23 protein-coding genes are annotated in these 25,906 nt (G+C 70.6%); 8 read left to right on the forward strand and 15 right to left on the reverse strand.

Annotated elements, in window-relative coordinates; all coding sequences use genetic code 11:
• The first annotated feature begins 82 nt into the window (after positions 1-82).
• Positions 83-1,081 (forward strand): porphobilinogen synthase, encoded by a 999-nt coding sequence (gene hemB / locus OHB49_RS24115; protein WP_329162922.1) that lies wholly within the window; start codon positions 83-85, stop codon positions 1,079-1,081.
• 27 nt (positions 1,082-1,108) lie between these two features.
• Here hemB and OHB49_RS24120 read toward each other — a convergent pair whose 3' ends face one another.
• The 6 genes from OHB49_RS24120 to OHB49_RS24145 all read right to left on the reverse strand — a co-directional run bounded on the left by OHB49_RS24120 (position 1,109) and on the right by OHB49_RS24145 (position 7,832).
• The gene (locus tag OHB49_RS24120; protein ID WP_329162923.1) at positions 1,109-1,639 is read right to left on the reverse strand and encodes a HEAT repeat domain-containing protein; all 531 of its coding nucleotides are present in this window, start codon (positions 1,637-1,639) and stop codon (positions 1,109-1,111) included.
• 202 nt (positions 1,640-1,841) lie between these two features.
• Positions 1,842-2,648 (reverse strand): DUF4253 domain-containing protein, encoded by an 807-nt coding sequence (locus OHB49_RS24125; protein WP_329162925.1) that lies wholly within the window; start codon positions 2,646-2,648, stop codon positions 1,842-1,844.
• Positions 2,649-2,733: 85 nt separating this feature from the next.
• A complete protein-coding gene (locus tag OHB49_RS24130) occupies positions 2,734-3,543 on the reverse strand; it encodes a HEAT repeat domain-containing protein (protein WP_329162927.1) in 810 nt (269 codons plus the stop codon).
• Positions 3,544-3,674: 131 nt separating this feature from the next.
• A complete protein-coding gene (locus OHB49_RS24135; RefSeq protein ID WP_329162929.1) occupies positions 3,675-5,018 on the reverse strand; it encodes an MFS transporter in 1,344 nt (447 codons plus the stop codon).
• Between the two features lie 59 nt (positions 5,019-5,077).
• Positions 5,078-6,733: an amidohydrolase gene (locus OHB49_RS24140; protein WP_329162930.1), complete on the reverse strand. Its 1,656-nt coding sequence runs from the start codon at positions 6,731-6,733 to the stop codon at positions 5,078-5,080.
• 199 nt (positions 6,734-6,932) lie between these two features.
• Positions 6,933-7,832 carry an Lrp/AsnC family transcriptional regulator gene (locus OHB49_RS24145; protein ID WP_329162932.1) on the reverse strand — a complete coding sequence of 300 codons (900 nt, stop codon included), beginning with the start codon at positions 7,830-7,832 and terminating at the stop codon, positions 6,933-6,935.
• Between the two features lie 218 nt (positions 7,833-8,050).
• Here OHB49_RS24145 and OHB49_RS24150 point away from each other — a divergent pair, with 218 nt between their 5' ends.
• Both OHB49_RS24150 and OHB49_RS24155 read left to right on the forward strand, forming a co-directional pair.
• Positions 8,051-9,031 (forward strand): C-terminal binding protein, encoded by a 981-nt coding sequence (locus tag OHB49_RS24150; RefSeq protein ID WP_329162934.1) that lies wholly within the window; start codon positions 8,051-8,053, stop codon positions 9,029-9,031.
• Positions 9,028-9,798, forward strand: a complete 771-nt coding sequence (locus OHB49_RS24155) for a class II aldolase/adducin family protein (RefSeq protein WP_329162935.1) — start codon at positions 9,028-9,030, stop codon at positions 9,796-9,798. The genes OHB49_RS24150 and OHB49_RS24155 overlap by 4 nt, the downstream gene beginning before the upstream one ends.
• A gap of 53 nt (positions 9,799-9,851) precedes the next feature.
• Here the strand turns inward: OHB49_RS24155 and OHB49_RS24160 are convergent, their stop codons facing one another.
• On the reverse strand, positions 9,852-10,580 hold the full coding sequence (locus OHB49_RS24160) for a DUF4232 domain-containing protein (protein WP_329162936.1): 729 nt from the start codon (positions 10,578-10,580) through the stop codon (positions 9,852-9,854).
• A gap of 307 nt (positions 10,581-10,887) precedes the next feature.
• Here OHB49_RS24160 and OHB49_RS24165 point away from each other — a divergent pair, with 307 nt between their 5' ends.
• Positions 10,888-12,231: a helix-turn-helix domain-containing protein gene (locus tag OHB49_RS24165; protein ID WP_329162938.1), complete on the forward strand. Its 1,344-nt coding sequence runs from the start codon at positions 10,888-10,890 to the stop codon at positions 12,229-12,231.
• A 46-nt stretch (positions 12,232-12,277) separates the two neighbouring features.
• Here OHB49_RS24165 and OHB49_RS24170 read toward each other — a convergent pair whose 3' ends face one another.
• Together OHB49_RS24170 and argS are read right to left on the reverse strand one after the other, a co-directional pair.
• Positions 12,278-13,744: a hypothetical protein gene (locus OHB49_RS24170; RefSeq protein WP_329162940.1), complete on the reverse strand. Its 1,467-nt coding sequence runs from the start codon at positions 13,742-13,744 to the stop codon at positions 12,278-12,280.
• Positions 13,745-13,863: 119 nt separating this feature from the next.
• Positions 13,864-15,639 carry an arginine--tRNA ligase gene (gene argS / locus OHB49_RS24175; protein ID WP_313937870.1) on the reverse strand — a complete coding sequence of 592 codons (1,776 nt, stop codon included), beginning with the start codon at positions 15,637-15,639 and terminating at the stop codon, positions 13,864-13,866.
• 134 nt (positions 15,640-15,773) lie between these two features.
• Here argS and lysS point away from each other — a divergent pair, with 134 nt between their 5' ends.
• Positions 15,774-17,534 (forward strand): lysine--tRNA ligase, encoded by a 1,761-nt coding sequence (gene lysS, locus OHB49_RS24180; RefSeq protein WP_329162942.1) that lies wholly within the window; start codon positions 15,774-15,776, stop codon positions 17,532-17,534.
• 98 nt (positions 17,535-17,632) lie between these two features.
• Here lysS and OHB49_RS24185 read toward each other — a convergent pair whose 3' ends face one another.
• From OHB49_RS24185 to OHB49_RS24195, 3 genes are all read right to left on the reverse strand, one after another.
• The gene (locus OHB49_RS24185) at positions 17,633-18,976 is read right to left on the reverse strand and encodes a DUF2637 domain-containing protein (RefSeq protein WP_329162944.1); all 1,344 of its coding nucleotides are present in this window, start codon (positions 18,974-18,976) and stop codon (positions 17,633-17,635) included.
• 201 nt (positions 18,977-19,177) lie between these two features.
• Positions 19,178-19,954 carry a DUF3558 family protein gene (locus OHB49_RS24190; protein WP_030974274.1) on the reverse strand — a complete coding sequence of 259 codons (777 nt, stop codon included), beginning with the start codon at positions 19,952-19,954 and terminating at the stop codon, positions 19,178-19,180.
• 152 nt (positions 19,955-20,106) lie between these two features.
• Positions 20,107-20,910: a DUF3558 domain-containing protein gene (locus OHB49_RS24195; RefSeq protein ID WP_329162946.1), complete on the reverse strand. Its 804-nt coding sequence runs from the start codon at positions 20,908-20,910 to the stop codon at positions 20,107-20,109.
• Between the two features lie 170 nt (positions 20,911-21,080).
• Here OHB49_RS24195 and OHB49_RS24200 point away from each other — a divergent pair, with 170 nt between their 5' ends.
• Positions 21,081-22,274 carry an RtcB family protein gene (locus OHB49_RS24200; RefSeq protein WP_030974278.1) on the forward strand — a complete coding sequence of 398 codons (1,194 nt, stop codon included), beginning with the start codon at positions 21,081-21,083 and terminating at the stop codon, positions 22,272-22,274.
• A 98-nt stretch (positions 22,275-22,372) separates the two neighbouring features.
• Here the strand turns inward: OHB49_RS24200 and OHB49_RS24205 are convergent, their stop codons facing one another.
• Both OHB49_RS24205 and OHB49_RS24210 read right to left on the reverse strand, forming a co-directional pair.
• Positions 22,373-23,131, reverse strand: a complete 759-nt coding sequence (locus OHB49_RS24205; RefSeq protein WP_329162947.1) for an SDR family NAD(P)-dependent oxidoreductase — start codon at positions 23,129-23,131, stop codon at positions 22,373-22,375.
• A gap of 150 nt (positions 23,132-23,281) precedes the next feature.
• Positions 23,282-23,617, reverse strand: coding sequence for a YnfA family protein (locus OHB49_RS24210; protein WP_030974282.1), 336 nt, complete (start codon positions 23,615-23,617; stop codon positions 23,282-23,284).
• Positions 23,618-23,766: 149 nt separating this feature from the next.
• Between OHB49_RS24210 and OHB49_RS24215 the strand changes: the two genes are divergently transcribed.
• On the forward strand, positions 23,767-24,321 hold the full coding sequence (locus OHB49_RS24215; protein WP_329162949.1) for a hypothetical protein: 555 nt from the start codon (positions 23,767-23,769) through the stop codon (positions 24,319-24,321).
• A gap of 169 nt (positions 24,322-24,490) precedes the next feature.
• Here OHB49_RS24215 and OHB49_RS24220 read toward each other — a convergent pair whose 3' ends face one another.
• A complete protein-coding gene (locus tag OHB49_RS24220; protein ID WP_030974287.1) occupies positions 24,491-25,243 on the reverse strand; it encodes a Mut7-C RNAse domain-containing protein in 753 nt (250 codons plus the stop codon).
• A gap of 214 nt (positions 25,244-25,457) precedes the next feature.
• Here OHB49_RS24220 and OHB49_RS24225 point away from each other — a divergent pair, with 214 nt between their 5' ends.
• Positions 25,458-25,901: a GNAT family N-acetyltransferase gene (locus OHB49_RS24225; protein ID WP_030974289.1), complete on the forward strand. Its 444-nt coding sequence runs from the start codon at positions 25,458-25,460 to the stop codon at positions 25,899-25,901.
• Positions 25,902-25,906 lie beyond the last annotated feature (5 nt).

Raw genomic sequence — 25,906 nt, forward strand, 5'->3', positions numbered from 1 at the left:
CGGGCCCCTGCCTGTTCGCCGGCCCGTTTTTCCGGCACAGGTGTCGGTAAGACGGTGATGTGTACGGGTCTATCGTCGAAGGATGACTGTGTACGGAAACTTCCCCGGCTCCCGCCCCCGGCGGCTGCGGACGACCCCGGCGATGCGGCGGATGGTCGCCGAGACACGGCTCGACCCGGCGAACCTGATCCTGCCCGCGTTCGTACGCGAGGGCATCACGGCGCCCGTCGCCATCTCGGCCATGCCCGGTGTCCAGCAGCACACCCTGGACACCCTCCGGAAGGCCGCCGTCGACGCGGTCTCGGCCGGGGTCTCCGGGATCATGCTCTTCGGCGTTCCGGCGGACGAGAAGAAGGACGCCCGGGGAACCGCGGGCACCGACCCGGACGGCATCCTCCAGGTCGGTCTGCGCGCGGTGCGCGAAGAGGTCGGTGACGATCTCGTCGTCATGTCGGACCTGTGCCTCGACGAGTACACGGACCACGGTCATTGCGGTGTCCTGACCGCTGACGGCCGCGTCGACAACGACGCCACGCTGGAGCGGTACGCCGAGATGGCCCAGGTCCAGGCGGATGCGGGCGCCCATGTGGTCGGCCCGAGCGGCATGATGGACGGCCAGGTCGGCGTGATCCGCGACGCGCTCGACCAGACCGGGCACGAGGACGTGTCGATCCTCGCCTACACGGTGAAGTACTCGTCGGCGTTCTACGGACCGTTCCGTGAGGCGGTCGGCTCGTCGCTGAAGGGCGACCGCAAGACGTATCAGCAGGACCCGGCGAACGCCCGCGAGTCCCTGCGCGAGCTGGCGCTCGACCTCGACGAGGGCGCCGACATGGTCATGGTCAAGCCGGCCGGACCGTACCTGGACATCCTGGCGAAGGTCGCCGACTCGGTGGACGTGCCGGTCGCCGCGTACCAGATCAGTGGCGAGTACGCGATGATCGAGGCCGCCGCCGAGAAGGGCTGGATCGACCGCGACGCGGCGATCATGGAGAGCCTGACCGGGATCCGGCGCGCGGGTGCGCAGATGATCCTGACGTACTGGGCGACGGAGGTCGCCGAGCGGCTGCGCCGTTCGTAGCGACGGACACCTGGAGCCCGCGTCGCCTCAGGCCGCGGGTTCCAGGCCCCAGGACGAGAGGATGCGGACCGCCTCGTGGCCCAGTGCGGCGTCCGCGGACAGCCGGTGCAGCAGCTCGATCCGCTTGTCGCTGGGGCCCGCCTCGTCGAGCGCCGCCAGGGCGTTGTCCCGTACGAGCCGGTCGAAGTCGTCCATGACGGCGGCGGCCAGCACCTCGTGGACCTCCGGATCGTCGGCGTAGGGCCCGAGTGCCATGGCCGCGTACTGGCGGACCAGGTTCTCGTCGGGGCCGCGCAGTACGGTCAGCAGTGCCTGGCCCGCGCGGAGCCGGAAATCGGCCTCGGTCGGCGGCCGCAGGCGCAGGACCATGGTGGCTTCGACCCGCGCGAGGTCGTACTCCTCCGAGTCGGCGGTCACCGAGGCGAGGAAGGGCACGGCGGCCGGATGGTCCGGGCGGTCGGCGAGCATGTCGCCCATTGCGGCGATGAGTGCGCGCTTTTCATCGCTTTCGGCGGGCAGCGTGCGGAACTGCTCGATGAGGCTGTCTGTCCGATCCATGATGTGTGCGTTTCCCCGTGAGTGGCGGTTGCATTCCTCGGCCTCTGCCCCAAGGACCGGGTGACCGGTTCGTTCCCGTGGTCCGCCCCTCCGGGCGGCCACGGCACCTGTGGTCTGCAACGTGCTCATGAAGTCGGGGAGCCGGAGGGTGGTTCGGGCAGCCGGGAAGCCCTGGTGAGCGGGTGGGGACAGGGCCACTTGCTCAGTCCCACCAGAACGACCAGGAATCCTCGCCCTGCACGTACTGGTCCGCGTAGGCGCGCAGGGTGTCCGGGGTGTTGTGGGCGATGTTGTCCGGGCAGAACGCGAAGTGCTCGGCGGCGACCGCCACTGCTTCGTCGACCGTGGTCGGCGGGGTGGCCACCGAGACGATCAGATGGTCGAAGCCGAGCGCCACCACCCGTATGCCGAAGCGGTCCTCCCAGGACCGGAGCACCGCGCAGAGCCGCGCCACGTCGTTCTCGTAGTTCAGCGGTCCCGTCCAGCCGATCGCCGCCGGTATGTCCGCGCTGCGCCGCGCGGGGACCAGCGCCGCCCGGGCCCCCGGCATCCGGCCGTCCGCGTCGGTGAGCAGAGCGGCGATCTCGGCGGCCCGTTCCTCCGCGTCGACGGGGCCGCTCACAGGCGGGGTGGGCGCGAGGCCCGGCCACTCCGGGCCGAACGGCTCGACGGCCGCCCCTTCCAGCTCGTCCTCCGCGTACTCCTCCCAGAACTCGCCCAGCACGTCCTCCGCGTGGTGGTCACCCGGGTACGACGTCATGCCGGGGCTGAGCTCCCACTTCTCGGGCCACTCGCCGCGTGTTCCGCCGTCCAGGAGAACGGGGAGCAGCCCGATCGTCCTGCCCTCGGCGAGCAGCCGGGGCCAGGTGTCCGGGGTCGCGGGCCCGTCCGTGTACCAGAGCAGGGGTTCGTGCCACGGGCCGTCGTTCGTGGTGTCGACCAGGGTGCCGGGCGGGAGCCGGAGCCCGGAAGTGGCCAGTGACGGGAGCGGGTTCGGGAGCGTCGCCATGTCGGTGACCTTAGAGGCCGCCACTGACAACCGGCGGCCCGGCCCCGGCGTCAGCAGCTCGTGCGGTGGGAGTTCGGGCGGGCCGCTACTCCGGCTCGGTGAACTCGACGGCCTCCCGGACGTCGGCGTGCGGGTCCTGGGAGAGCCGGTGGAGGAGTTCCTTGACGCCCGGTGTCGACCAGCCGGCCACTGCTTCGACCAGTGCCACGCGGACCTGTGGGTCCGGGTGGTCGGCGAGGTGGGTCAGCCGGTCGACCGGTCCTCGTCGGCGCAGGCCGAACCAGTGCAGTGTCTCGCGCAGCTTTGCGGGGTCACCGGGGTCACCGGGGTCGCCGGACGCCGCGATCTGTCGCAGCAGGACCGGGGTGGCGGGCGCCGGGCCGTCGAGGGGGTGCGGTCGGCGTTCGCGCAGGCGTTGTGAGCCGTACTCGCCACGTACTCGGCAACCGAAGCAGGTGCAGGGTGTTCTGCCGTTGGAGTCGGGGAAGTAGCGCCAGCCGGTGACCTGCTTGACGGCGCGAAGCCGGTGCACTTCGCGCTTGGTGACGGCTCGGGGGACGAACACCTCCCAGCCGCGCGGGTCGTCCAGGGTGGCGATGCGGCGTACGGCGTCGCCTGCCGTGGTGGCCGTGGGGCCCTGTGCGGGGCGGTCGTTGTAGCGGCCGACGGTGACGGGCTCGTCGTCGGGCAGACGGATGTGTACGGCTACGAGGCCGCGCGGGCCGCCGTGCCGGGCGAGTTCGCGCAGCCACTGGTGGGTGAGGGTGTACGACGGAAGGACGGGGAAGCAGAAGAGGCCCCGCGATCCGTCGCGGCCATGACTGACGGCCCGTATCCCGGAACGTCGGATGCGGGCGGCATTCGCCGTGGGTGTCAGGTGCACGAACATCGCCATGCGGCCGATGCTAGTGCTGCGGCCGCACGGCTCGACCGGGTCCGTCCGGTTGCCGTTGTGTCCTCGATCGTCGGACGGGCTTGAGATGCAAGGCCGTCCGGCGCTCGAGGACACGGCGTGGCCGCAGGCCCTTACGAGGAGGCCTGTACCGACTGCCGGTCCGGGGCCGGCGTCCGCTCGCCGGCCGGCGGTGTGCCGAGCCGGCGCAGGCGTGCCGTGCAGACGATGCCGATCGCCGAGATGGCCATCAGCATGACGGCCGGCGGCCAGTAGTGGCCGCCCGCGGCGGCCGCGAGAGAGACCGCGGCGAGCGGTGCGAGGCCGCCGAAGACCATGTTGCAGAGCTGGTAGGAGAGAGAGATGCCGGTGTAGCGGACGTGCGTGGCGAAGCCCTCGACGAGGATCGACGCGATGGGTCCGTACAGCGCGGACATCACCAGGCGCATGGCCAGCATCATCAGCCAGATGAGGAAGACGCTCCCGGTGCCCAGCACCATGAACTGCGGTACGGCGAGGACGATGACGCCCACGAGGCCGGCGATCACGACCTTGTGCGGTCCGACCCGGTCGGCGAGCCAGGACAACCAGGGCGTGACGAGGAGTTCCAGGAAGGCCGCCAGAGTCAGGCCGTTGAGCAGCATGGACTCCGACAGGTGGAGGTCCCCGGTGCCGTAGGAGAGCAGGAAGCTGGTGACGACGTAGTAGCCGCCGGTCGCGGTGGCCAGCGCGAAGACACCGATGAGGACAGTTCGCCAGGCCTTCTGGAAGACCTCCACGACGGGCAGCTTGGCCGCCCCCTCCGCCTCCTGTTCCTTGCGCACCTCCTCCATGACCGGGGACTCCTCCAGCTTGACCCGGACGATCAGGCCCACGATCACCAGCACGGCGGAGGCCAGGAAGGGCACGCGCCAGCCCCAGCTCATGAACGCGTCGTCGCCGAAGAGGTTCATCAGGCTGAAGGCGCCGGTCGACAACAACGCGCCGACCGAGGAACCGAGTTGGGCGAACGAGCCGAAGAAGGCGGCCTTGCCGCGCGGGGCGTTCTCCACGGCGATCAGCACCGCGCCGCCCCACTCCCCGCCGATCGCGATGCCCTGGACCAGGCGCAGCACGATGAGCAGGATCGGGGCGAGCGCGCCGACCTGGGCGTACGTGGGCAGCAGGCCGATGGCGAAGGACGCGACGCCCATCATCACCAGCGTGATGACCAGGGTCTTCTTGCGTCCGACACGGTCACCGATGTGTCCGAAGACGATGCCGCCGAGCGGGCGCAGCAGGAATCCGATGGCGAAGGTCGCGAAGGCGGACAGGGTCCTGAGGTACGGCGACATGTCCGGCGGGAAGAACACGTCGTTGAAGACGATCGCCGCTGCGGTGGCGAACGCGTAGAAGTCGTACCACTCGATGGAGGTCCCGGCCAGTGCCGCGACGGCGGCTCTGTACGGACTCTTTCCGGTGCTGGACTGCGGGGACATGGGGCCTCCGGGGGCGGGAGGGATGGCGGGGAAGGGGGGTGGTGCGAGCGTGGAGCGGGTCAGCGGCCGGGGGCGGACCAGGCGCGGGTGCCGCCGATCCAGGTCTCGCGTACGCCGATGGCGGCGAGTCCGGCCGGGTCCGCGGTGAGCGGGTCGCTTTCCAGGACAACGAAGTCGGCGAGCATGCCCGGGGCCAGCGCGCCCACGGCGTGTTCGCGGTGCAGGGCGCGGGCGGCCGACCAGGTGTGCGCGCGCAGACCGTCCGCCACGGGCATCCGCAGCGAGGCGTCGCCGAGGACGGTGCCGAGGACGGTGCGCCGGGTCGCCGCGGCGGAGACGGCCTCCAGCGGGGCGGGCGGGGCGACGGGGGCGTCCGAACTGATGGCGACGGGGACGCCCGCGGTGAGACAGGCGCCGGCCGGGTTGTAGCGGTGGCCGAGGTCTCCGACGGCGGTCAGTGTGCCGTCGCCGGTGCGCAGGTGGTGCTGGGGCTGCATCACCGGGATGACGCCCAGTCGGCCCATGCGGGCGATCTGTTCGTCGGTGGGCAGGCCCGCGTGCTCGATCCGGTGGCGAATGTCGGGGCGTTCCCGGTCGGCCTGTGCCTTCTCGACGGCGTCGAGGACCATACCGATGGCGTACGGGGACTGGGCGTGCGTGGCGGTCTGGAGCCCGGCGTGGTGGGCACGGGTGACGAGCTCGGCGTACTCCTCCGCCGAGTGGTACAGCTGCCCGTGGTGGCAGCAGTCGGCGGCGTACCCCTCGGGGAAGTACGCGGTCCAGCCGCCGAGCGTCCCGTCGGCGTAGAACTTGACGCCCTGGACGCGGAACAGGTCGTCACCGAAGCCGTTCACCACGCCCAGGTCGAGCGCGGTGTCGAGGAGCGCGGAGGTGAGGTACGCGGAGACCCGCATGCGCAGGGAGCCGTCGGCGCGGGCGCGCAGATACGTCTCCATCTCGCGGCGGGACGCCTGGGCGTCGCCGACGGTGGTGACTCCGGCGGCGAGGAAGACCTCCTGGGCGCGCTGGAGGTGGTCGGCCATGATGGCGTCCGGCTCGGAGAGGTGGAAGTTCGGACCGTGGTTGCCGATCTTCACTCCGCCGGGGCCGGTGAGCAGGTCGCAGGCTGCGTCCCAGAGTTGGCCGTCGGGCTCGCCGGAGGTGAAGCGGCCGATGCTGCCGCCCTCGGGGTCCGGGGTGCCTGCGGTGACGCCACAGGTGCGCAAGGTGTGGGAGTTGACGACACCGCCGTGACCGGAGGCGTTCATCACGTACACCTCGCGGTCGGTGGCGACGCGGTCGAGGTCGTGGCAGGTGGGGTGGCGTTGCTCGGCGAGCCTGCGGTGCTCGTAGCCGAAGCCACGGACCGGGACACCGGCGGGCAGTTCGCGGGCGGCGTCGGTGAGAACGGTGACGAGCGTCTCGACGTCGGCTACGCGTTCGGGGCGGCAGTCGACCCAGGCGAGCGCCTGCCCGTACATCACCGGGTGGCAGTGGGCGTCGACGAATCCGGGGTGGACGAGGCCGCCGTCGAGGTCGAGGGCGTCGTCGGGCCGGCCGCCGAGCGCGGCGCGGGCGTCTTCGGCGGTGCCGACGTGGACGACCCGGCCGCCACGGACGGCAAGCGCCTCGGCGCGTACGGAGGTGCCGGGTGCGGCGACGGCCGCGCCGGTCACCAGGAGCGTGCGGTCGACGTCGTCGAGGGGGTGGTGCATGAGGGGGCCTGCTTTCGACCGGGGGACGTCCATGAGGAGCCGTGCGCACCGAGAGGTCGCAACGGCTGATTCGTTCGCATGGACGATATGCAGCAGACGATGCCTTGCCTAGACCCCTCACTCACAAATTTTTCGGAATGTGATGGCGTGTTTGGCTTACGTATCGTCCGGCATGGTCGCAGTGCGGCGAAGTTTCTCGTCAGGGCGTGTGGTTGGTCAGGTCGTAGCGTTCCTTGATCAGTTCCAGATGGATCCAGCTCTCCACCGCGCGCACGCCCGGACAGGCCCGCATGTCCTCCAGCGTGTCGCGCACCGCCGTGAGGGACTCCGCGCTGATCGTTCCGACGAGCTCCGCGCGCCCCATGCAGGCGGAGAGGAACGAGACCCGTTCCCAGGCGGCCACGCGTCGCGCAACCGCATCCCGCTCGCCGTCCAGCCGTACTGCGAAACCGCACAGCAGGCCCAGCCCCAGCAGCTCCGGCCGCACCAGTGCGAGCACCTTGGCGACACCGCCGTCGAGCAGGCGCAGTGTGCGGGCCCGGGCGGCGCCGGGTGAGAGACCCACGCGCTCGGCGAGTTCCGCGAAGGGCAGCCGCCCGTCGCGTTCCAGCTCGTCCAGGATCAGCCGGTCCGTCTCGTCCAGCTCCGGCACCTCGGGCCGGCCCGCCAGCAGATACGGGTCCTTGAGGTGCTCCAGGGAGATCAGTGGATCCACCACGTCCACACCCTTCAGGGAGCGGATGGACTCCACGGCCCGGTCCAGCTCGGTCAGTCCCTTGGTGCGCAGCTCCGCCATGACGGCGCGGCTGCCCGCGGTGAGTGTGACGAACGGTGCCTGCGGCATGGCGGCGATCGCACGGGCCACCGGTTCGGCCGGGCCGCTCACGCCGATCGACAGGTGGGCCGATGTGGTGAGCTCCCGTACGACGGGATGCACGACGGCCACGACTCGCACGCCGCCGCCCGCGAGCAGCCGCTGTACCCGGGCGCGGGTGGCGGGCCGGGAGAGGCCGACGCGCTGCGCCAGCGTCTCGTACGTCAGGCGGCCGTCCGTCTGCAGTTCGCGGACGACGGCCAGATCGGTGTGGTCCAGATCCACCTGAGCGCTTCCCCTCGGCTCGACTGCCCGGGCGGGAGCGCCCGGGGTGGGGTCCATTCTCGACCACCGGGGTGCGGGGGCCGGACCCGGATGATGCGCGTCTTCGACGATCGCATCACCATCCCTGGACAATTTTGCCGGATGAAACGTAGGTTCTGCGCGAGTGTTGCGAACGAATCATTATTGCGTGGCGCTCCGAGGAGCTTGAGGAGGATGAGATGAACCGGCCCCTGGTGGTGTTCACGGACCCCGAGGAACTCGACGTCGGTCCGGGCGCACGGCTGCTGGCCGACGCGGGATTCGACACGCGCGTCGTCGGCAGCCGCGACCCGGACGCGATCGCGGCCGTCGCACGTGACGCCGTCGCGCTGATCGTCGGTTACGCGCCCGTGGAGGCCGGGCTGCTCGACCGCCTGCCCGGTGTGGGGATGCTGGCCACCATGTCCGCCGGGTACGACATGATCGACACGGTGCAGGCGCGGCGACGCGGACTGTGGGTGAGCAACCTTCCGCATGCCGCGACCGAGGACGTCGCCGTGCATGCGCTGGCCGGTGCGCTCAGCCTGGTGCGCGCGCTGCCCCAGGCCGACGCCACCGTGCGCGGCGGCGGATGGAACACCGAGTTCGCCGAAGTCCCGCGCAGAGCAGGTGAGCTGACGCTCGGACTGCTGGGCTTCGGGCGTATCGCGAGGGCCCTGGCCCGGATCGCGGCACCCGTCTTCGGCCGCGTCGCCGCGTACGACCCGCACGCCGGCGAGGCGGGGTGGCCCGACGGCGTCGAGCGGCTCGGCCTGGACGAGCTGGTCACCGCCTCCGACGTGCTCTCCCTGCACACGCCGCTGACTCCGCAGACCCGCGGCATGGTCGATGCGGCACTGCTCGCCCGGATGCGACCCGGCGCCTTCCTCGTGAACGTCGCCCGCGGCGAACTCGTCGACACCGCGGCCCTGCTGGCCGCCCTCGACAGCGGTCGGCTCGGGGCGGCGGCACTGGACGTGTTCCCGGTAGAACCCCCACCGCTCGACGACCCGTTGCGCAGCCACCCGCGCATCCAGCTGTCGCCGCACAGCGCCTATCTCTCCGACGCATCGCAGCGGGCGTACGTGTGCGCACCCGCCGAGAACGTCATCGCCTGGCACCGCACCGGACGACCCCTCACCCCGGTGGTCGACCCGACCCTCGAAGGAGCCCCCTCATGACCGACGTGCAGACTACCGACGCAGTCGACGAGGAGACGCGGCTGCGGCGCGAACTAGCCGCCGTGTACCGGCTCGTGGCGCACTTCCGGATGACCGACCTGATCTTCACGCACATCTCGCTGCGGCTTCCGGGGCCCGATCACCACTTCCTCATCAACCCCTACGGCCTCCTCTTCGAGGAGATCACCGCCTCCAACCTGGTCAAGATCGATCTGGCGGGCAACCCGGTCGAGCCCACCCCGTATCCGGTCAATCCCGCCGGCTTCGTCATCCACAGCGCGATCCATGCCGCGCGCGAGGACGCCCACTGCGTGCTGCACACCCACACCAGGGCCGGCTGCGCCGTCGCGGCGCAGCGCGACGGACTGCTGCCGCTGAATCAGATGTCGATGGAGTTCTACAACCGCGTCGGCTATCACGACTACGAGGGCGTCGCCCTCAACCTCGACGAGCAGAAGCGCCTGGTCGACGACATCGGCCACCACCCGGCGCTGATCCTGCGCAACCACGGTCTGCTGACGGTCGGTGAGAGCGCGGCCCAGGCCTTCCTGCGCATGTACTACCTGGAGAAGGCCTGCGAGATCCAGGTCACCGCGCAGGCGGGCGGCGGACCGCTGACCGTCCCCTCCCCCGAGACCTGCGAGTACACCGCCCGTCAGCTCGCGGGCGAGGCGGACGCGGACTTCCAGGACGACGGGGCCTACGAGTTGGCGTGGGCGGCCATGCTGCGCCTGCTGGACCGGGTGGCCCCGGACCACCGGGACTGAGCGGCGTCCGGGGCGTGGCTCGGCGCGGTGCGTGCGAGGCGCGTTCGGCGCACTCAGTACGTGAGGGCGTCGGCCATGTCGCTCTGCCAGTAGGTGACGAAGCCCTTGTCGTCCCAGTAGGTGCCGGCCGGAAGTGTCAGCTCGTCCGGGACGGTGCCCGTGGAGCCCGAGGGGTCCTTGGCGGAGAAGTGCACCGTGAGGTCGCTGCCCTTGTACTGGTCGTTCGTCTCGACGTCGCCGGTCAGCAGGATGGCGGCGTACGCGGACTTGCCCGGGGCGAGCGTCACCACGGCCTGCGGCCGGCTGTCGTCCAGGATCGGGAAGACGGCCTGGGCGTCGTCGAACCGGAGCTTGGGCGCGTGGTAGGCGTTGCAGGCCCGGGAACCCGTGTTGGTCATGGTGAGCAGCAGGTGGTTGATGGGCCGGCTCACCTTGCTGAGGGTGACCTCGGTGTTCTCGCCGATGCAGGTGGCGGTGGCCGGGCGGCTGGTGTTGCTGCTGCCGGTGGTGCTGCCGTCCTTGCCGGAACCGGCGTTGCCGCCGGTGTTCGAGGTGGAGCCCTGGGAGGCGACGGACGCGGGCCGGGCCGTGGGCCGGGGCGCGTTGCCGGCAGGCTTGTCGTCCGTGCCTGTGCCGGTGACCTGGGACTGCCCGCTGGTGGTGCCGGCCGCCGGAGCCGCCGCTCCCGCCTTGCCGTCGGCACCGCTGCAGGCGGTGAGTGAGAGGGCGGCGAGGAGGGCGGTCGCGGCGAGGGCGGTCGTGCGGATGCGGTTGTTGCGCATGGCTGTGGTACTCCCCGTGTGTTGTTCGGTGGTCTCAGTTGTGGCCGATCAGGACCATGACGATCGTGCTGGTGACGATCACTACGCCCATGGCCACGGCATCGATCAGCTCGATGCGGAAGCGAGTTCGCACGGCTTCATCCCGATGGTTCCTGCGGTCTGGTCACAGACTGCGGGGTGGCGGATTCCGGCCGCAACGCCCGCCGGACCATTGGGGATGCCGGAATGCCTGCGCGTACTGTGAGCTGGGCAGATTCCACGTCCCTGGAACGGTGTTCCGGGACGGACCAGGAGGGGGAACGCCGCAGTGGCGACGCCGGAAGCCGCGGAATTCGCAGCTCTGCTGAAGGAACTGAAGGACCGTTCGGGGCGAAGCTACGGGGTACTCGCGGGAAGACTGCATGTCAGCACGTCGACGCTCCACCGGTACTGCAACGGTGACGCCGTACCCAATGAGTACGCCCCTGTGGAGCGGCTGGCGCGGTTGTGCGAGGCGACGCCCGATGAGCTCGTGGAGCTGCACCGACGGTGGATCGTGGCAGAGGCCGCGAGACGGCGGACCAAGACCGAGGCCGCAACACCTGTTCCTGCACCGGTGTCGGAAGCTGTGGTTCCGTCGGTACCCCCGGCCCGGGCTGCGGCTCCGGCGGTGGACGGCGAGAGGGACACGGACGAAGGGCCCGGGCCCGGAACCGTGGCGGCCGAGGGGACTTCGCCCCGCTGGTTCCTGTCCACCCCCCGGATGAGCGTTCTGCTCGCCGCAGCCGCCGTCGTACTCACCGTGCCCACCACCCTCATCGTCAGCGATCTGAGCCTCTCGGGTTCGGGCTCCGACCTCAGCGAGGCCCCCGCCGAAGTGGACGGTGTCGGCGGGGCCGCCCAGCTGCCGGACGACGATGCGAGCGAACTCGCGTCGCCCAGCGCTCACAAGCCGTCGGGCACGCCCGGCAACTCCGGTACCCCGAGCGCCTCGTCCGCCGCCTCCGGCGGCGCTGCCACGCCCGGCGGGCAGGGCGCGCCGAAGCAGGGGAACGGGGGCGCCGCCCCGGACGTCACCATCAGCTCGTACAACTGGGAGGCGCCCTGCGGGCAGCACTACCTGCTGGACCAGAAGCCGGATTCCGTGCCGCCGCCGCCCGCGCCGCAGGACACCCGCGGCTGGGCGAAGGCGCTCGGCGGTGTGGACGGCGGCGACATGCTGCTCGAACTCACCGTGCAGGGAAGGTCGGGGCAGGCCGTCGTCCTGCACGGCCTGCATGTCCGGGTGCTGTCCCGGGAGGCGCCGCTGGCGTGGTCGGCGTACTCGATGGGTGAGGGCTGCGGAGGCGGGATCACGCCGCAGTCCTTCGATGTGGACCTGGACGACAACCGCCCGACGCTCACGCCGGTGGCGGGGGAGCACGCAGGCGCACCGGTGCCGCCGAAGGACTTCCCGTTCCGGGTGACGTCCACCGATGTGGAGGTGTTCGACCTCGACGCACATGTCGAAGGGCATGACGTCAGCTGGTACCTGGAGCTGGAGTGGAGCAGCGGCGGCAACGAAGGGACGCTGCGCATCGACGACGGCGGGAAGCCGTTCCGTACGAGCAGCATCAAGGCACGGCCGCAGTACTCCTACGTCAACGACACCGCACGGTGGTCCACCGGCTGATACGAGGACCGGGCCGCAGATTCCGGGCCACGGACGGCGGACCCTGTCAGACCTCGGGACCGGTGTGCAGGATCGCGTGGCGCAGCGCCCGGGTCAGCCCGGCTGCGGACTCGTGGTCCAGCCCCTCCTCGTTGACGACGACCGTGCCCACACTGCCCTTGTCGGCCCAGCTGCACGCCACTTGGTGCGCACCGTCGGCGAAAACGGGCGTGTACGCCACACAGCGCAGCCACCCGCCGTCATCGCCCGGGTCGGCGTTCCAGGGGGTGCCGGCCGTCGAGGTGATGTGCCGCAGCCCCTGCTCGAAGAAGCCGACGACATCGGGCGAGGTGTCGTGGAAGTCGCCGGTCGCGCCGAACACCATGGCCTCGGGCTGCGCGCGGCCCGGCGTCCCGTAGATGTACGTGAACGGCTCACCGTCCCCGAAGTCCCATTCGACCGTCAACGCATTGCTGAGGGCGGTTCCGGCCGGGGTGTCGGGGAGCAGTTGCGCTCCTCGGAAGGCCGCCGGAGGGGATGCCGTGTAGTGCGGGTAGGACCGGTACCGGGCGTCCGACCACACCCCTGCGGTGGTCACTGCCGCGATGACGACGAGAGCTGCGGTCAAGGACACGGCCAGCTCCCTGCGCGAGATCGTCGGGACGGGCTGCAGCATGGGGTATGCGGTCGGGTGTGCGGTCGGGTCCGGCGCCTCGGCGCCGATGGGCGAGGCGGTGGTCGTTGCCCGCCGACGGGCCGCGCGCAGCAGGAGCACGAGTATCCGGTGCGGCAGGCAGAGCACCGGGCCCGCGAACGAGACCCACCACGGCAGGTGGAGCGCCGGTACGGCCAGGGCGGCGGCGCCCACGGCCACCGAGAGCGCCGCCAGGCTTGCCAGCGGAGCGCGTACCAGGAGACGGAGCGGAGCCAGGCCGGGGCGGGCCAGTGCCGCGAGGGTCTCGGCGCGCACGCCGAGACGGAGGTCGGACGGGCGCTCGTCCGCCTGTTCCCGGGCGCTGCGCGCGGCCTCGCGCGGAGCCACGCCTGCTGCCGCGGCCGCGGTCAGTGCCTCGCGGGCGTCGTGACGCTGGGCACGGGACGCCGACGGCGGCTGCGGGCCGGTCCTGCCGGTGAGCCTGCCGCGGCGCGAGGCGGCCTGTTCGACGCGGAGCGCCTGCGGAGAGCCCGGCGCCAGTTCGCGCAGCCGCTCGGCCAGCTCAGGGCCGTGCCCGTACCGGGCGGGGCGGTCGAACGGGTCGCTGTTCAGGCAGAGTTCCGCATAGGCGGCGAGCAGATCGAGGTCGTCGGGGAACGCGGCCAGTCCTCTGCGGTAGACCCGTTCGGCGAGATCGTCCTCGTCATCCGCGTCCTCAGCCGCATGGGACCGCCCCAGAACGGCGTAGAGCCCGGCGTCCGGCCCGTCCGCGTCGAGCGCGTCCTGTGCCGTGCACCGGGCTTCGAAGAGCCGCCCCGCCCGCAACAGCGCTTCCGCTTCCGCGCGCGCCGGTCTGTCCTCTTCGCCGTCAACCTGCATGGTCCGTCCCCACCCTGTGACTTCGTGTCCGTGCCGAACAGGTCGGCCGCGTCACTGTCGCCCGGCTACCGACCTCCGGTCAATAGGCGATTTTGCAGGTCACAGGGGGAGACGGAGGGTCAGAGACGCTCGGGGGTGCGGATGCCGAGCAGCGCCATGCCCCGGTGCAGGGTGCGGGCGGTCAGGTCGCAGAGGAAGAGCCGGTTCTCGACCACCTCGGCGGGGTTGTCGTCGCTCAGCACGTGGCACTGGTCGTAGAACGTCGTGTAGTGCGAGGCCAGTTGGTAGAGGTACGCGGCCAGCTTGTGCGGCTCGTACGTGGACGCCACCTCGGCGAGGTTCTCGCCGAACTGGTCCAGGTGCAGGCCCAGCGCCCGCTCGGCCGGGGCCAGCTCCAGCTCCGGGTGCGCGACCGGCCGGATCTCACCCGCCTTGCGGAGGATGGACTTGATACGGGCGTACGCGTACTGGAGGTACACGGACGTGTCGCCGTTCAGCGACACCATCTGGTCCAGGTCGAACTTGTAGTCTCGCACGGCGGACGTGGAGAGGTCGGCGTACTTCACCGCGCCGATACCGACGTACTCGCCGTTCTCGACGATCTCCTGCTCGGTCAGGCCGACCTTCTCGGCCTTCTCGCGCACGACGGCCGTCGCCCGCTCGATCGCCTCGTCCAGCAGGTCGACCAGCCGGACCGTCTCGCCCTCACGGGTCTTGAAGGGCTTGCCGTCCTTGCCGAGCACCGTGCCGAACGCCAGCTGGTGCGCCTTCACGTCCTCGTTCAGCCAGCCTGCCCGGCGGGCCGTCTCGAAGACCATCTTGAAGTGGAGCGACTGCCGCGCGTCCACGACGTACAGCAGGGTGCTCGCCTTGAGGTTCTGGACCCGGTCGCGGATCGCGGAGAGGTCGGTCGCCGCGTAGCCGTACCCGCCGTTCGTCTTCTTGACGATCAGCGGGACCGGGTTGCCGTCCGGGCCCTTCACGTCGTCGAAGAACACGCACAGCGCGCCCTCGGAGCGGACGGCGACGCCCGTCTCCTCCAGGATCCGGCAGGTCTCCTCGAGCATGTCGTTGTAACCGGACTCGCCGACGATGTCGGGGTCGCGGATCTCCATGTCGAGCTTGTTGAAGACCGAGTAGAAGTAGATCTTCGACTCGTCGACGAACCGCTGCCAGAGCGCGACCGTCTCCTCGTCACCGGCCTGGAGCGCGACCACCCGGTCCCGGGAGCGGGCCTTGAACTCCTCGTCGGAGTCGAAGAGCGCCCGCGACGCCTTGTAGAGCCGGTTCAGCGAGGACATGGCGGCCTCGCCGTCCTGCTCCTCGCCGCCCCGGTGGTCGAGCTCCTGCGGGTGCTCGATCAGGTATTGGATGAGCATGCCGAACTGGGTGCCCCAGTCGCCGATGTGGTGGCGCCGGACCACGGTCTCGCCGGTGAACTCCAGGACCTCCACCATGGCGGCACCGATCACCGCGGACCGGAGGTGACCGACGTGCATCTCCTTGGCCACGTTCGGCTGCGCGTAGTCGACGACCGTCGTGCCCGCGTTCTGCCCGTACGGCACACCGAGCCGGCCCTCGTCGTCCGCGGCGCGCGCGGCCAGGGTCTCGATGATCGCCTTGTCGCTGAGCGTGATGTTCAGGAAGCCGGGGCCGGAGACCTCGATCTCCTTGATCAGGTCGCCCGCCGGGATCGCGGCCGTGACCTGGGACGCGAGCTCGCGCGGGTTGCCCTTCAGCTTCTTGGCGAGGGCCAGGATCCCGTTGGCCTGGAAGTCGGCCCGGTCGCTTCGGCGCAGCAGCGGGTCCGCGGTGCCGGCATCCGGCAGAGCTGCCGTCAGGGCGTCCGCCAGCTGCTGCTGGAGCGTGGAAGCGAGGGAATTGACCGAGGCCATGGGACGGCTGCCGTTTCCGTAGGGGTACGAGGGATCACGCCCAGTATCCCACGCACTGTAAAGCCGTTTTCGCGCTGCCGGTGGGACCTGGGAGAATGGACGGTGCCCCTACGAGCCCTACCAGAGAGAAGGACGTGCCGACCGTGGCTCAGAGTCAGAGCAGCACCGAGGCCGACTGGGTCTCCCGCTTCGCGGACGAGGTCATCGCCGAATCGGAGCGTCGTGCGCCTGGCAAACCGGTCGTCGTCGCGTCCGGTCTTTCGCCGTCGGGCCCGATCCACCTGGGCAACCTCCGCGAGGTCATGACCCCGCACCTGGTCGCGGACGAGATCCGCCGCCGGGGTCACCAGGTCCGGCACCTCATCTCCTGGGACGACTACGACCGCTACCGGAAGGTCCCGGCGGGCGTCCCGGGCGTCGACGAGTCGTGGGCCGAACACATCGGCAAGCCGCTGACGTCCGTGCCCGCCCCGGCCGGGTCCGCGTACCCCAACTGGGCGGAGCACTTCAAGGCCGCCATGACGGCCGCGCTGGACGAACTGGGTGTCGAGTACGACGGCATCAGCCAGACCGAGCAGTACACGGCGGGGGCCTACCGCGAGCAGATCCTGCACGCGATGAGGCACCGCGCCGACATCGACGCCGTTCTCGACCGGTACCGCACGAAGAAGGACCCGGCGGCCGCGGGCAAGGGCAAGAAGCCGCAGCAGCAGAAGAAGGTCGACGACGCCGAGCTCGAGGCCGAGGCGGGCTCCGGCGCGGCGAGTGAGGACGACGGCAGCGGTGGCTCCGCCGGCTACTTCCCGTACAAGCCGTACTGCGGCAACTGCGAGAAGGACCTCACGACCGTCACGTCGTACGACGACGAGACGACCGAACTGAACTACACGTGCACCGCCTGCGGCTTCGCCGAGACCGTCCGGCTCAGCGAGTTCAACCGCGGCAAGCTGGTCTGGAAGGTCGACTGGCCGATGCGCTGGGCGTACGAAGGCGTGATCTTCGAGCCCAGCGGTGTGGACCACTCGTCGCCCGGCTCGTCGTTCGTGGTCGGCGGCCAGATCGTCCGCGAGGTCTTCGACGGTGTGCAGCCGATCGGCCCGATGTACGCCTTCGTCGGCATCTCCGGCATGGCGAAGATGTCCTCCAGCAAGGGCGGCGTGCCGACCCCGGCCGACGCGCTGAAGATCATGGAGGCACCGCTGCTGCGCTGGCTGTACGCGCGCCGCAGGCCCAACCAGTCCTTCAAGATCGCCTTCGACCAGGAGATCCAGCGGCTGTACGACGAGTGGGACTCGCTGGGCCGCAAGGTCACCGACGGCTCCGTGCTGCCCGCCGACGCCGCCGCGTACGCCCGGGCCATCGGCACGGCCGCCGGTGAGCTGCCGAGTACCCCGCGCCCGCTGCCGTACCGCACGCTCGCGTCCGTCGTCGACATCACGGCCGGGCACGACGAGCAGACACTGCGCATCCTGAGCGACCTGGACCCGGAGAACCCGCTGACGTCGCTCGACGAGGCACGGCCGCGGCTCGACCGCGCGGAGAACTGGATCACCAGCCAGGTTCCGGCCGAGGCCCGCACCATCGTCCGCGACGAGCCGGACAAGGAGCTGCTCGGCTCGCTGGACGAGCAGGGGCGCCGGTCGCTGCAGCTGCTCGTCGACGGGCTGGACTCGCACTGGTCGCTGGACGGGCTGACGACGCTCGTCTACGGCGTGCCGAAGATCCTGGCCGGGCTGGAGCCGGACGCCAAGCCGACGCCCGAGCTGAAGACCGCGCAGCGCTCGTTCTTCGCGCTGCTGTACCGGCTGCTCGTCAGCCGGGACACCGGGCCGCGGCTGCCCACGCTGCTGCTGGCCGTGGGTGCGGAGCGGGTGCGGAAGCTGCTGGGCGTGTAGCCCCCGCTGTACGGAGGGCCGTCACCCGGTGATGCGGGTGACGGCCCTCCGTCCTGCCGGTTCCGGTCCGTCCTCGAGCGGTGACGGGACCGGATCGCTCACGCGATGTGGTTCTCGGCCATCTCGTTGTCGAAGCGCTGCTTGAAACCCGGCAGCAGACGGCGGAGCAGGGCCGCGCTGCGCGGATGCCTGACGTTGTGGCCGTCCGAGAGATGGATGTCGAGGACCTCGACGCTCGGGTAGTCGTTGTGCTGGTGCGTGTACGCGCTGAACACCTCGTAGGCGATTTCGCCGAACTCCGCGTCCTCCTGCGCCCACTCGACCGGGTCCGCCGCGGGCTCCTGGGGCTGCTGAGGCTGCTCCGGCGACTCCGGCAGGGGCTCTTCGCTACGGGGGTGGGGGACCGCGCCGATCGTGCCCACGTTGCCCAGCGGGCGGGTGCGGCCGCCCGGGCCCGAGGGGATCATGACCGGGGTGGGCTCGAGGCCCTCGACGTACGTCGGGTTGTACGTACCCTCGTACGCGCCCTCCGGGACCTGCGGCGCCGCGAACCACGGGCTCTCGTGCGAGCCGGGGCCCTCCTGCGGCCATTCCTCGCCGGCGGGGTCGGAGGGGTGGGCGTGCTGTTGCTGCGGGTGTTGTGGCTGGTGCTGTGGGGGCTCGGCGTACTGCGGCTGCGGGGCGTACGGCAATTCGGCCTGGGGGTGGACCGTCTCGACGGCGGCCGGAGCCGGGGCCGGGGGCAGCAGGACCGGTTCTATGCCCGCTGCGGCCAGGCCGGCCGGACCGGTGTCGGCCAGCGGAACGCCGAACTTTGCCAGCCGCAGCGGCATCAGCGACTCGACGGGGGCCTTGCGGCGCCAGTTCCGGCCGAAACGGGCCTGGAGCCGGGCCTGGTAGATCAGCCGGTCCTGTTCGAGCTTGATGACCTGCTCGTACGAACGCAGCTCCCACAGCTTCATCCGGCGCCACAGCTTGAACGTGGGGACGGGGGAGAGCAGCCAGCGGGTGAGCCGGACGCCCTCCATGTGCTTGTCGGCCGTCAGGTCGGCTATCCGGCCGACCGCGTGCCGGGCGGCCTCGACCGCGACCACGAACAGCACCGGGATCACCGCGTGCATGCCGACGCCGAGCGGGTCGGGCCAGGCCGCGGCGCCGTTGAAGGCGATCGTCGCGGCGGTCAGCAGCCAGGCCGTCTGGCGCAGCAGCGGGAACGGTATCCGCATCCAGGTCAGGAGCAGGTCCAGCGCCAGCAGTACGCAGATGCCCGCGTCGATGCCGATCGGGAAGACCAGGGAGAAGTTCCCGAAGCCCTTCTGTTCTGCGAGCGCGCGCACGGCGGCGTACGAGCCCGCGAAGCCGATCGCGGCGATGATTGCCGCGCCGGCGACGACGACCCCGATGAGTACCCGGTGCGTGCGTGTCAGCTGCATCGCGGCCACCCGCGATCCCCTCCCTGTGTCCCCTTCTTCGACTTCTGGCGGGCACAGCCTGGCACATGTGTGTGGAGTTCGTTGCGCGGGGAGGGGCGAAGCCCGGTCCTCGGGGCAGGACCGGGCTTCGTAAAACTACTTCTGGCCAGGGGGGTTGGGGATCGGGGCGGCTGCCGGGCGAGCGGCGCCGGGTCCGGTTCCCCGTGACGCCTAGTTCGACGACTTGGCCGACTTCGACGGGCTCGCGGACGGGCTCGACTGCTTGTCGTCGGGGGCGGCGTTGGCGTCGGCGACCGCGGCGACGGCTTCCTTGGCGGCCTTCTCGGCGTCCTTGAGGATGTCGGCGCCGGACGGCGTCTTCGCACCCGCGTAACCCGCGCCGTTGTAGGTCAGGGTGACGACGGCGTTCCCCGTGCGGGCCACGATCGTCGCGTACTTGAAGTCCTCGCCGGTCTTGTTGAGGTCGTACGTGACCTTGGTGGCCTGCTCGCCGATACCGCTGACGGGGGACTCCGCGATCTTCTTCGCGCCCTCGGCCGTCCTGGTCTTGGCGAGCTGCTTCGTGAGGTCGTCCGCGGCGCGCTTCGCGCCGCTGCCGAGGGCCTGGTCCGAGTCGAAGCGGGTGAAGCCGACGTCGAGCCAGCGGTACTGCGAGCCCTTGACGCCGTTGTCGTCCAGGCCGTTCCAGGAGCAGCCGGCGCGCGCCGAGGTGTCGCTGGACGTGGCCGGTGAACCCGCCTTGCTCTTGGCCTTGGGGACCAGCGAGGTGATCGTCTTCGTGGAGATCGCCTTGCACGGGTCGGGCAGCTCGGCGAACTTCGCCGGCGCGACCGCCGCCACCGACTTCTTCGCGCCCGGAGCGGAGGAGGACGAGCCGTCCGACTCCTTCTTGCTGCCGGAGTCCGACGAACAGCCGGCGACGACGAGCATCACCGGGACGGCGGCGCAGGCGAGTATGCGGGTGAGTCGCGAGGCTGATCGGTGCATGGTTCCTTCACTCGGGTGGCGCGGGCGGCGCGGGTGGGCGGTCGGGCGGGTGTTCCGGAGGGCCACGGTACGACGTACGGCGGCCGGATGCCGCCTCGACCGGGTGGGCCGCCGAGGGGGACCGGCGCCGGTCCGGGGCGATCGGCGCGGGGCTATTCGCCGAACTTGTCGACCAGCTTCCGGGCCAGCGCCTGGGCTTTCTCCTGCAGTTCCTTGCTGTCGGGGATCTCCGTCGAGAGGGCGGGCTGCTCGGTGTACTGGACGGTCACGATGACGTTCGATGTGCGGAATACCACGCTCACCGTCCGGTGCTGTGCGGCGGAACCTGCCTGAACGAGCAGATCGTCCAGAAATGCGGCATCTCCGAGGTCGTCGAGGACGCGCGGTTGAAGGTCTTCGGCGGCTTCGGTGGACCCGTCGCCGCTCTTTCCGCCGGTCTCCTCGTCGGTCTTCCCGTCGCTCGGTGCCGAGCCGGAGGGCGAGCTCGAGTCCGAGGGGGTGTCCGAGGGGGCGTCCGATGCGGAGGACGGCAGATGGGCGGCGGCCTCCTTCTTCCCGTACACCTCGTCGGCGCGGTCGTCGTCGCTCACGGAGGTGTCGTACGAGACGACCCGCTCGAAGTCGAGGGAGAGGCTGCGGGACGAGTCCGGGGCCTCGGACTTCCATGTGCAGCCGACACGGCGGTCCGTGTCGTAGGTCAGGGCGGCCGTTCCCGCGTACGCCTTCTCCTGCTGGTCCTCCGGCAGTTCGGCGACACCCGGGAGCAGGTCCTTCAGGGTGGAGTGCGTGACGGAGCGGCAAGGGTCGGGAAGTGTGCGGTACTTGCCCGCCGGTGCGGCGGGGGAGGTCGTCGGGCCGCCGGGCCTGCTGTCGGCGGCGGAGCCGTCGGTTCCGGTGCCGGCGCTACAGCCGACGACAAGCGCTGCAAGGAGCGCGGCGCCGGGTACGTACGCCATTCGTCGCACGATCCTGGGCTCCCTTCGTGCGAAAAACGGTTGCCGCTCGATGGCGGCCGGTGGACACAATGTGTATCGCACGCGCCGCTGTGAATGCCGGTCGACCGACTCATTTGCCGACCTTGGCACCGGTTTTGCGCTTTCTGACTTTTCGGGGGAATCGAGGAACTATGTCGTATGTAGAGGTACCGGGGGCCAAGGTCCCGATCCGCATGTGGGCCGACCCGGCTTCGGTCGAGGGCGGCGCGATGCAGCAGCTGCAGAATGTGGCCACCCTGCCCTGGATCAAGGGGCTCGCGGTCATGCCCGACGTGCATTACGGCAAGGGTGCGACCGTCGGCTCGGTGATCGCGATGCACGGCGCGGTCTGCCCGGCTGCGGTGGGGGTGGACATCGGCTGCGGAATGTCCGCGGTGAAGACCTCTCTGACCGCCAACGACCTGCCGGGAGATCTGTCGCGGCTGCGATCGAAGATCGAGCAGGCCATTCCGGTGGGCCGTGGGATGCACGACGACGTCGTGGACCCCGGGCGGCTGCACGGCTTCGCGACGGCGGGCTGGGACGACTTCTGGGGACGGTTCGAGGGGGTGGCCGATGCGGTCAAGTTCCGTCGGGAGCGGGCCACGAAGCAGATGGGGACGCTCGGGTCGGGCAACCACTTCATCGAGTTCTGTCTCGACGAGTCGGGTTCGGTCTGGCTGATGCTGCACTCCGGATCCCGGAACATCGGCAAGGAGCTCGCCGAGCACCACATCGGGGTGGCGCAGAAGCTGACGCACAACCAGGGACTGGTCGACCGCGACCTGGCCGTCTTCATCGCGGACACGCCGCAGATGGCGGCCTACCGCAACGACCTGTTCTGGGCCCAGGAGTACGCGAAGCGCAACCGCGCGATCATGATGGGGCTCTTCCAGGACGTGGTCCGCAAGGAGTTCAAGAAGGCCCGGGTGACCTTCGACCCGGTCATCTCCTGCCACCACAACTATGTGGCGGAGGAGCGGTACGAGGGCATGGACCTGCTGGTCACCCGTAAGGGCGCGATCCGGGCCGGGTCGGGGGACCTCGGCATCATCCCTGGATCGATGGGCACCGGCTCGTACATCGTGAAGGGCCTCGGGAACGCGAAGTCGTTCAACTCGGCCTCGCACGGCGCCGGTCGGAAGATGAGCCGCAACGCGGCCAAGCGGCGCTTCTCGACGCGGGACCTGGAGGAGCAGACGCGGGGTGTGGAGTGCCGTAAGGACTCCGGCGTCGTGGACGAGATCCCGGGGGCGTACAAGCCGATCGAGCAGGTCATCGAGCAGCAGCGGGACCTCGTCGAGGTCGTCGCGAAGCTGAAGCAGGTGGTGTGCGTGAAGGGCTGAGTGCCTCTCGCGCCGATGAACGGAAGAGCCCCGGACCCTGTGGTGGTGGTCCGGGGCTCTTCTGCGTGTCCGTGTGCGGGTCTGCCGGCCGTCAGCGGTCAGAGGGTGCGGTGGACCTTGGAGTTGGAGGCCTGGGCGCGGGGGCGGACCACCAGCAGGTCGATGTTGACGTGGCTGGGACGGGTGACGGCCCAGGAGATCGTGTCGGCCACGTCGTCGGCGGTGAGGGGGGCGTCGACGCCCGCGTAGACCTTGGCGGCCTTCTCGGTGTCGCCACGGAACCGGGTGGTGGCGAACTCCTCCGTCCTGACCATGCCGGGGGCGACCTCGATGACGCGGACCGGGGTGCCGACGATCTCCAGGCGGAGGGTCTCGGCCAGGACGTGCTCGCCGTGCTTGGCGGCCACGTAGCCACCGCCGCCCTCGTACGAGGCGAGAGCCGCCGTCGAGGAGAGGACCACGATCGTGCCGTCCCCGCTTGCGGTGAGGGAGGGGAGCAGGGCCTGGGTGACGTTGAGGGTGCCGATGACGTTCGTCTCGTACATCTGGCGCCAGTCGGCCGGGTCGCCGGTGGCGACGGGGTCGGCGCCGAGGGCGCCGCCCGCGTTGTTGACGAGGACGGCGAGGGTGCGGAAGGCGGTGGCGAACGTATCGACGGCCTCGCGGTCCGTGACGTCCAGGGCGTACGCCGTGGCCTCGTGGCCTGCTTCGTTGATCTCGGCGGCGAGTGCCTCGATCCGGTCCTTGCGGCGGGCGGTCAGGACGACGCGGTAGCCGGCGGCGGCCAGCCGGCGGGCAGTCGCGGCGCCGATGCCGCTGCTCGCTCCGGTGATCACGGCGATGGGGGTGGCGGCCATGCGGACTCGACTCCTCGGACAGCTGATCGGTACAGGTTCAGGATAGGCAGGCGGGACGAGCGGCGGTTCGTCGGCCGACCGTCGGGGTGGCGCGGTCAGCGGTGCGGTCGGTGCGGTCGGTGCTGGTCATCGGGGTGATCGGTGGCGCGGTCAATGGTTGCGGGGGGCGTACATGATCACGGCCATGCCGGCCAGACAGATCAGCGCGCCGATCACGTCCCAGCGGCCGGGGCGGTAGCCGTCCGCGATCATGCCCCAGGCGATCGAACCCGCGACGAAGACACCGCCGTACGCGGCGAGGACGCGGCCGAACTCGGCGTCCGGCTGAAGCGTGGCCACGAAGCCGTACGCGCCGAGGGCGATGACTCCGGCGCCGATCCAGATCCAGCCCCGGTGCTCGCGCACGCCCTGCCAGACGAGCCAGGCGCCGCCGATCTCGAAGAGCGCGGCGACGACGAACAGCGCGACTGAGCGGGCGACGACCATGGGAGCAGCGTTTCACGTGGGCGGGGCGCGATGACGCGGGGGAGGCCGGACGGGGGAGGTGATCCGGACGGTGGGGCAGGTGGGTGGAGTTGGTGTGTCGAGCCGGTGTGTAAATAAGGACGATTCGGCGTGATCAGTATCTTCGGGACATGGTACTGACGCGTAGGGCTCGACTGATGGTCTTCGTCGCGATGGCGACTGCGACGACGGTGTCGTCTGTGATGTGGGGGGCCGGAAAGGCGACCGGGGCGGTCCCGGCGCCCGTGCCGGCGGCCGCAGTTGCGGCCATGCCGGTTCCGGCGTACCGGTCGGTTGCACCGGAGGCGGACATCTCCCACCACGGCCACGTCTCGCTGTGGGGCGAGGAGCTCGGAGTCTGGCTGCTCAGCGAGAATCATGGCCCGTCGGACGTGATGCGCTCGACCGTGCGGCTGCGCTTCTCGGTGGCCCTCACCGGCAGGCAGGAGATGCCGAGCGCCTGTCTGCAGGCCAACGCCCGCACCGTGCTGTGCCGGACGGGACCGTTGCATGCGGGTGGGGCGGCGGGGCGGCAGTTCGCGCTCGAACTGCAGCTCGCGGGGCGGCCGAACGAGGCGGTCGTACGGATCGACACCGCGTGGAACGGCGGCGTGACCGACCGGAACCCGCAGAACGACCAGCATGAGGTGCTGGCACCCGCCACCGGGGACGAATACGTCTTCTGACTCCGCAGGCGCGTGTTCGGTGTGGCCGGACACGCGGCTGCGGCGGTGGTGTGTGCGCCGGTCATCGGGTGAGGGCGGCCCGCAGCGCCGCCGGCGGCGCTCCGCCGAGCGGCCGTGACGGCCCGCTGACGGTCCCGCTCGCCTCGGCGGGGGCTCGGCCGGACACCGTCTACACGAGTGGCCCGGCTTGATCGGAGGCGTCACCGAACTCGTGGACCGCGCTGGCGACGATCTTCTCCAGGTGTGCGTGGTGGGCGCCGCGCCAGTACACCCGACCGCACTCCACGCACTGCGCGAAGACGTCGTACGACCGCTGCGTGCCGTGCTCCAGCTGCCCGCTGACGGAGTCCTTGTCGGCCTCGGCGAGCTGCCCGTTGCATGCGGTGCACCGGCTCCACGGCGCCAGCACCGGTGCGAACCGTTCGAGTACGTCCCGTAGCTGGTCGTCCGGCCGGTCGCTGTAGATGTACGCACCCGCCCAGATCTCCCGGCGCCGCAGCAGACCCCGGTCGCGCGAGAGCAGCACCCGTTGCTCCCTCGCCGACAGCGCGGCCAGTGCGGGATCGCCGATGTCCGCGCTCTCGTACGCGGCGTCGACGCCCAGCAGCCGCAGCCGCCGGGCGAGCGTGCCGAGGTGGACGTCGAGGAGGAAGCGCAGTGGCGCGCCTTCGATGCGCTGGGGGCGTGCCACCGCGCGCACCTCCACGAGTTCGCCCGCGCCCGGGATGTGCGAGGCCGGGACGGGGCGGCCGTCGACGAGCAGTTGGCCCGCCTCGGTGAGCGGGACCCCGAGCGACTCCACGACATGGCCCAGCGTCGAGGCGCCGTCGGTGATCACGGCCGTGCGCCCGTTGCGGCGCTCGTGCGCGACGAAGAGTCGCAGTTCGGGGTCGACCTCGAGGTGGATCTCCGGTCCGTTCACGTCGCCAGGATGCCATTGAGTGGTCCGCGGCAGCCAGGGGATTCGTGGGGGGAGAGGTGGTGGCTCGGGCGCGGAACGCGGCAGGGCGTCCGGGTAGGTCTGCAGGGTATTCAGTTGTATTAGGCAGAAGCTGTGCATTGCAGCTTGATTGCCCGGGCAGGGCCCGCCCGGCAGAGCGTTTTCGGGCCCCGCGCGACCCACCTACAGTTCTGCCATGAAAATTCTCGATCTCGAGCCCGGCGATGCCCGGCTGGCCGACGACCTGCTTCCTGTCCTGCGTGAACTGCGTCCGCATCTGACGGAGGACCTCTTCCGAGAGGTGTACGGGAAGGGACACGCGCAGGGGCTCCGTTTCACCGCCTGCTACGACGACGACGGCGTATGCGTGGGCGCAGCCGGATGGCGCGTCGTCGACAACACCAGCCAGATCCGCAAGCTGTACGTCGACGATCTGGTCACCGCGGAGCACGCCCGCTCCACCGGCGTCGGCAGCCGGCTCCTTGGCTATCTGGAGCAGCGCGCCCAGGAGTCGGGATGCCTGGAGTTCAGTCTCGACTCGGGGACCCACCGCACGGATGCCCACCGCTTCTATCTGCGGGAGCGGCTGGCCATCGTCGCCTTCAGCTTCACCAAGCGGCTGGTCCGGGACCGGGGCTGAGCTCC

The organism is Streptomyces sp. NBC_01717, from assembly GCF_036248255.1.
GTDB lineage: Bacteria > Actinomycetota > Actinomycetes > Streptomycetales > Streptomycetaceae > Streptomyces.

Coding starts and splice junctions, on each gene's coding strand:
- OHB49_RS24140 (WP_329162930.1), bottom strand. CDS start 6,733: ATGCACCACCCCCTCGACGACGTCGACCGCACGCTCCTGGTGACCGGC.
- OHB49_RS24155 (WP_329162935.1), top strand. CDS start 9,028: ATGACCGACGTGCAGACTACCGACGCAGTCGACGAGGAGACGCGGCTG.
- OHB49_RS24190 (WP_030974274.1), bottom strand. CDS start 19,954: ATGCACCGATCAGCCTCGCGACTCACCCGCATACTCGCCTGCGCCGCC.
- OHB49_RS24135 (WP_329162929.1), bottom strand. CDS start 5,018: ATGTCCCCGCAGTCCAGCACCGGAAAGAGTCCGTACAGAGCCGCCGTC.
- OHB49_RS24195 (WP_329162946.1), bottom strand. CDS start 20,910: ATGGCGTACGTACCCGGCGCCGCGCTCCTTGCAGCGCTTGTCGTCGGC.
- OHB49_RS24200 (WP_030974278.1), top strand. CDS start 21,081: ATGTCGTATGTAGAGGTACCGGGGGCCAAGGTCCCGATCCGCATGTGG.
- OHB49_RS24160 (WP_329162936.1), bottom strand. CDS start 10,580: ATGCGCAACAACCGCATCCGCACGACCGCCCTCGCCGCGACCGCCCTC.
- hemB (WP_329162922.1), top strand. CDS start 83: ATGACTGTGTACGGAAACTTCCCCGGCTCCCGCCCCCGGCGGCTGCGG.
- OHB49_RS24150 (WP_329162934.1), top strand. CDS start 8,051: ATGAACCGGCCCCTGGTGGTGTTCACGGACCCCGAGGAACTCGACGTC.
- OHB49_RS24170 (WP_329162940.1), bottom strand. CDS start 13,744: ATGCAGGTTGACGGCGAAGAGGACAGACCGGCGCGCGCGGAAGCGGAA.
- OHB49_RS24130 (WP_329162927.1), bottom strand. CDS start 3,543: ATGGCGATGTTCGTGCACCTGACACCCACGGCGAATGCCGCCCGCATC.
- OHB49_RS24120 (WP_329162923.1), bottom strand. CDS start 1,639: ATGGATCGGACAGACAGCCTCATCGAGCAGTTCCGCACGCTGCCCGCC.
- OHB49_RS24125 (WP_329162925.1), bottom strand. CDS start 2,648: ATGGCGACGCTCCCGAACCCGCTCCCGTCACTGGCCACTTCCGGGCTC.
- OHB49_RS24210 (WP_030974282.1), bottom strand. CDS start 23,617: ATGGTCGTCGCCCGCTCAGTCGCGCTGTTCGTCGTCGCCGCGCTCTTC.
- argS (WP_313937870.1), bottom strand. CDS start 15,639: ATGGCCTCGGTCAATTCCCTCGCTTCCACGCTCCAGCAGCAGCTGGCG.
- OHB49_RS24225 (WP_030974289.1), top strand. CDS start 25,458: ATGAAAATTCTCGATCTCGAGCCCGGCGATGCCCGGCTGGCCGACGAC.
- OHB49_RS24215 (WP_329162949.1), top strand. CDS start 23,767: ATGGTACTGACGCGTAGGGCTCGACTGATGGTCTTCGTCGCGATGGCG.
- OHB49_RS24205 (WP_329162947.1), bottom strand. CDS start 23,131: ATGGCCGCCACCCCCATCGCCGTGATCACCGGAGCGAGCAGCGGCATC.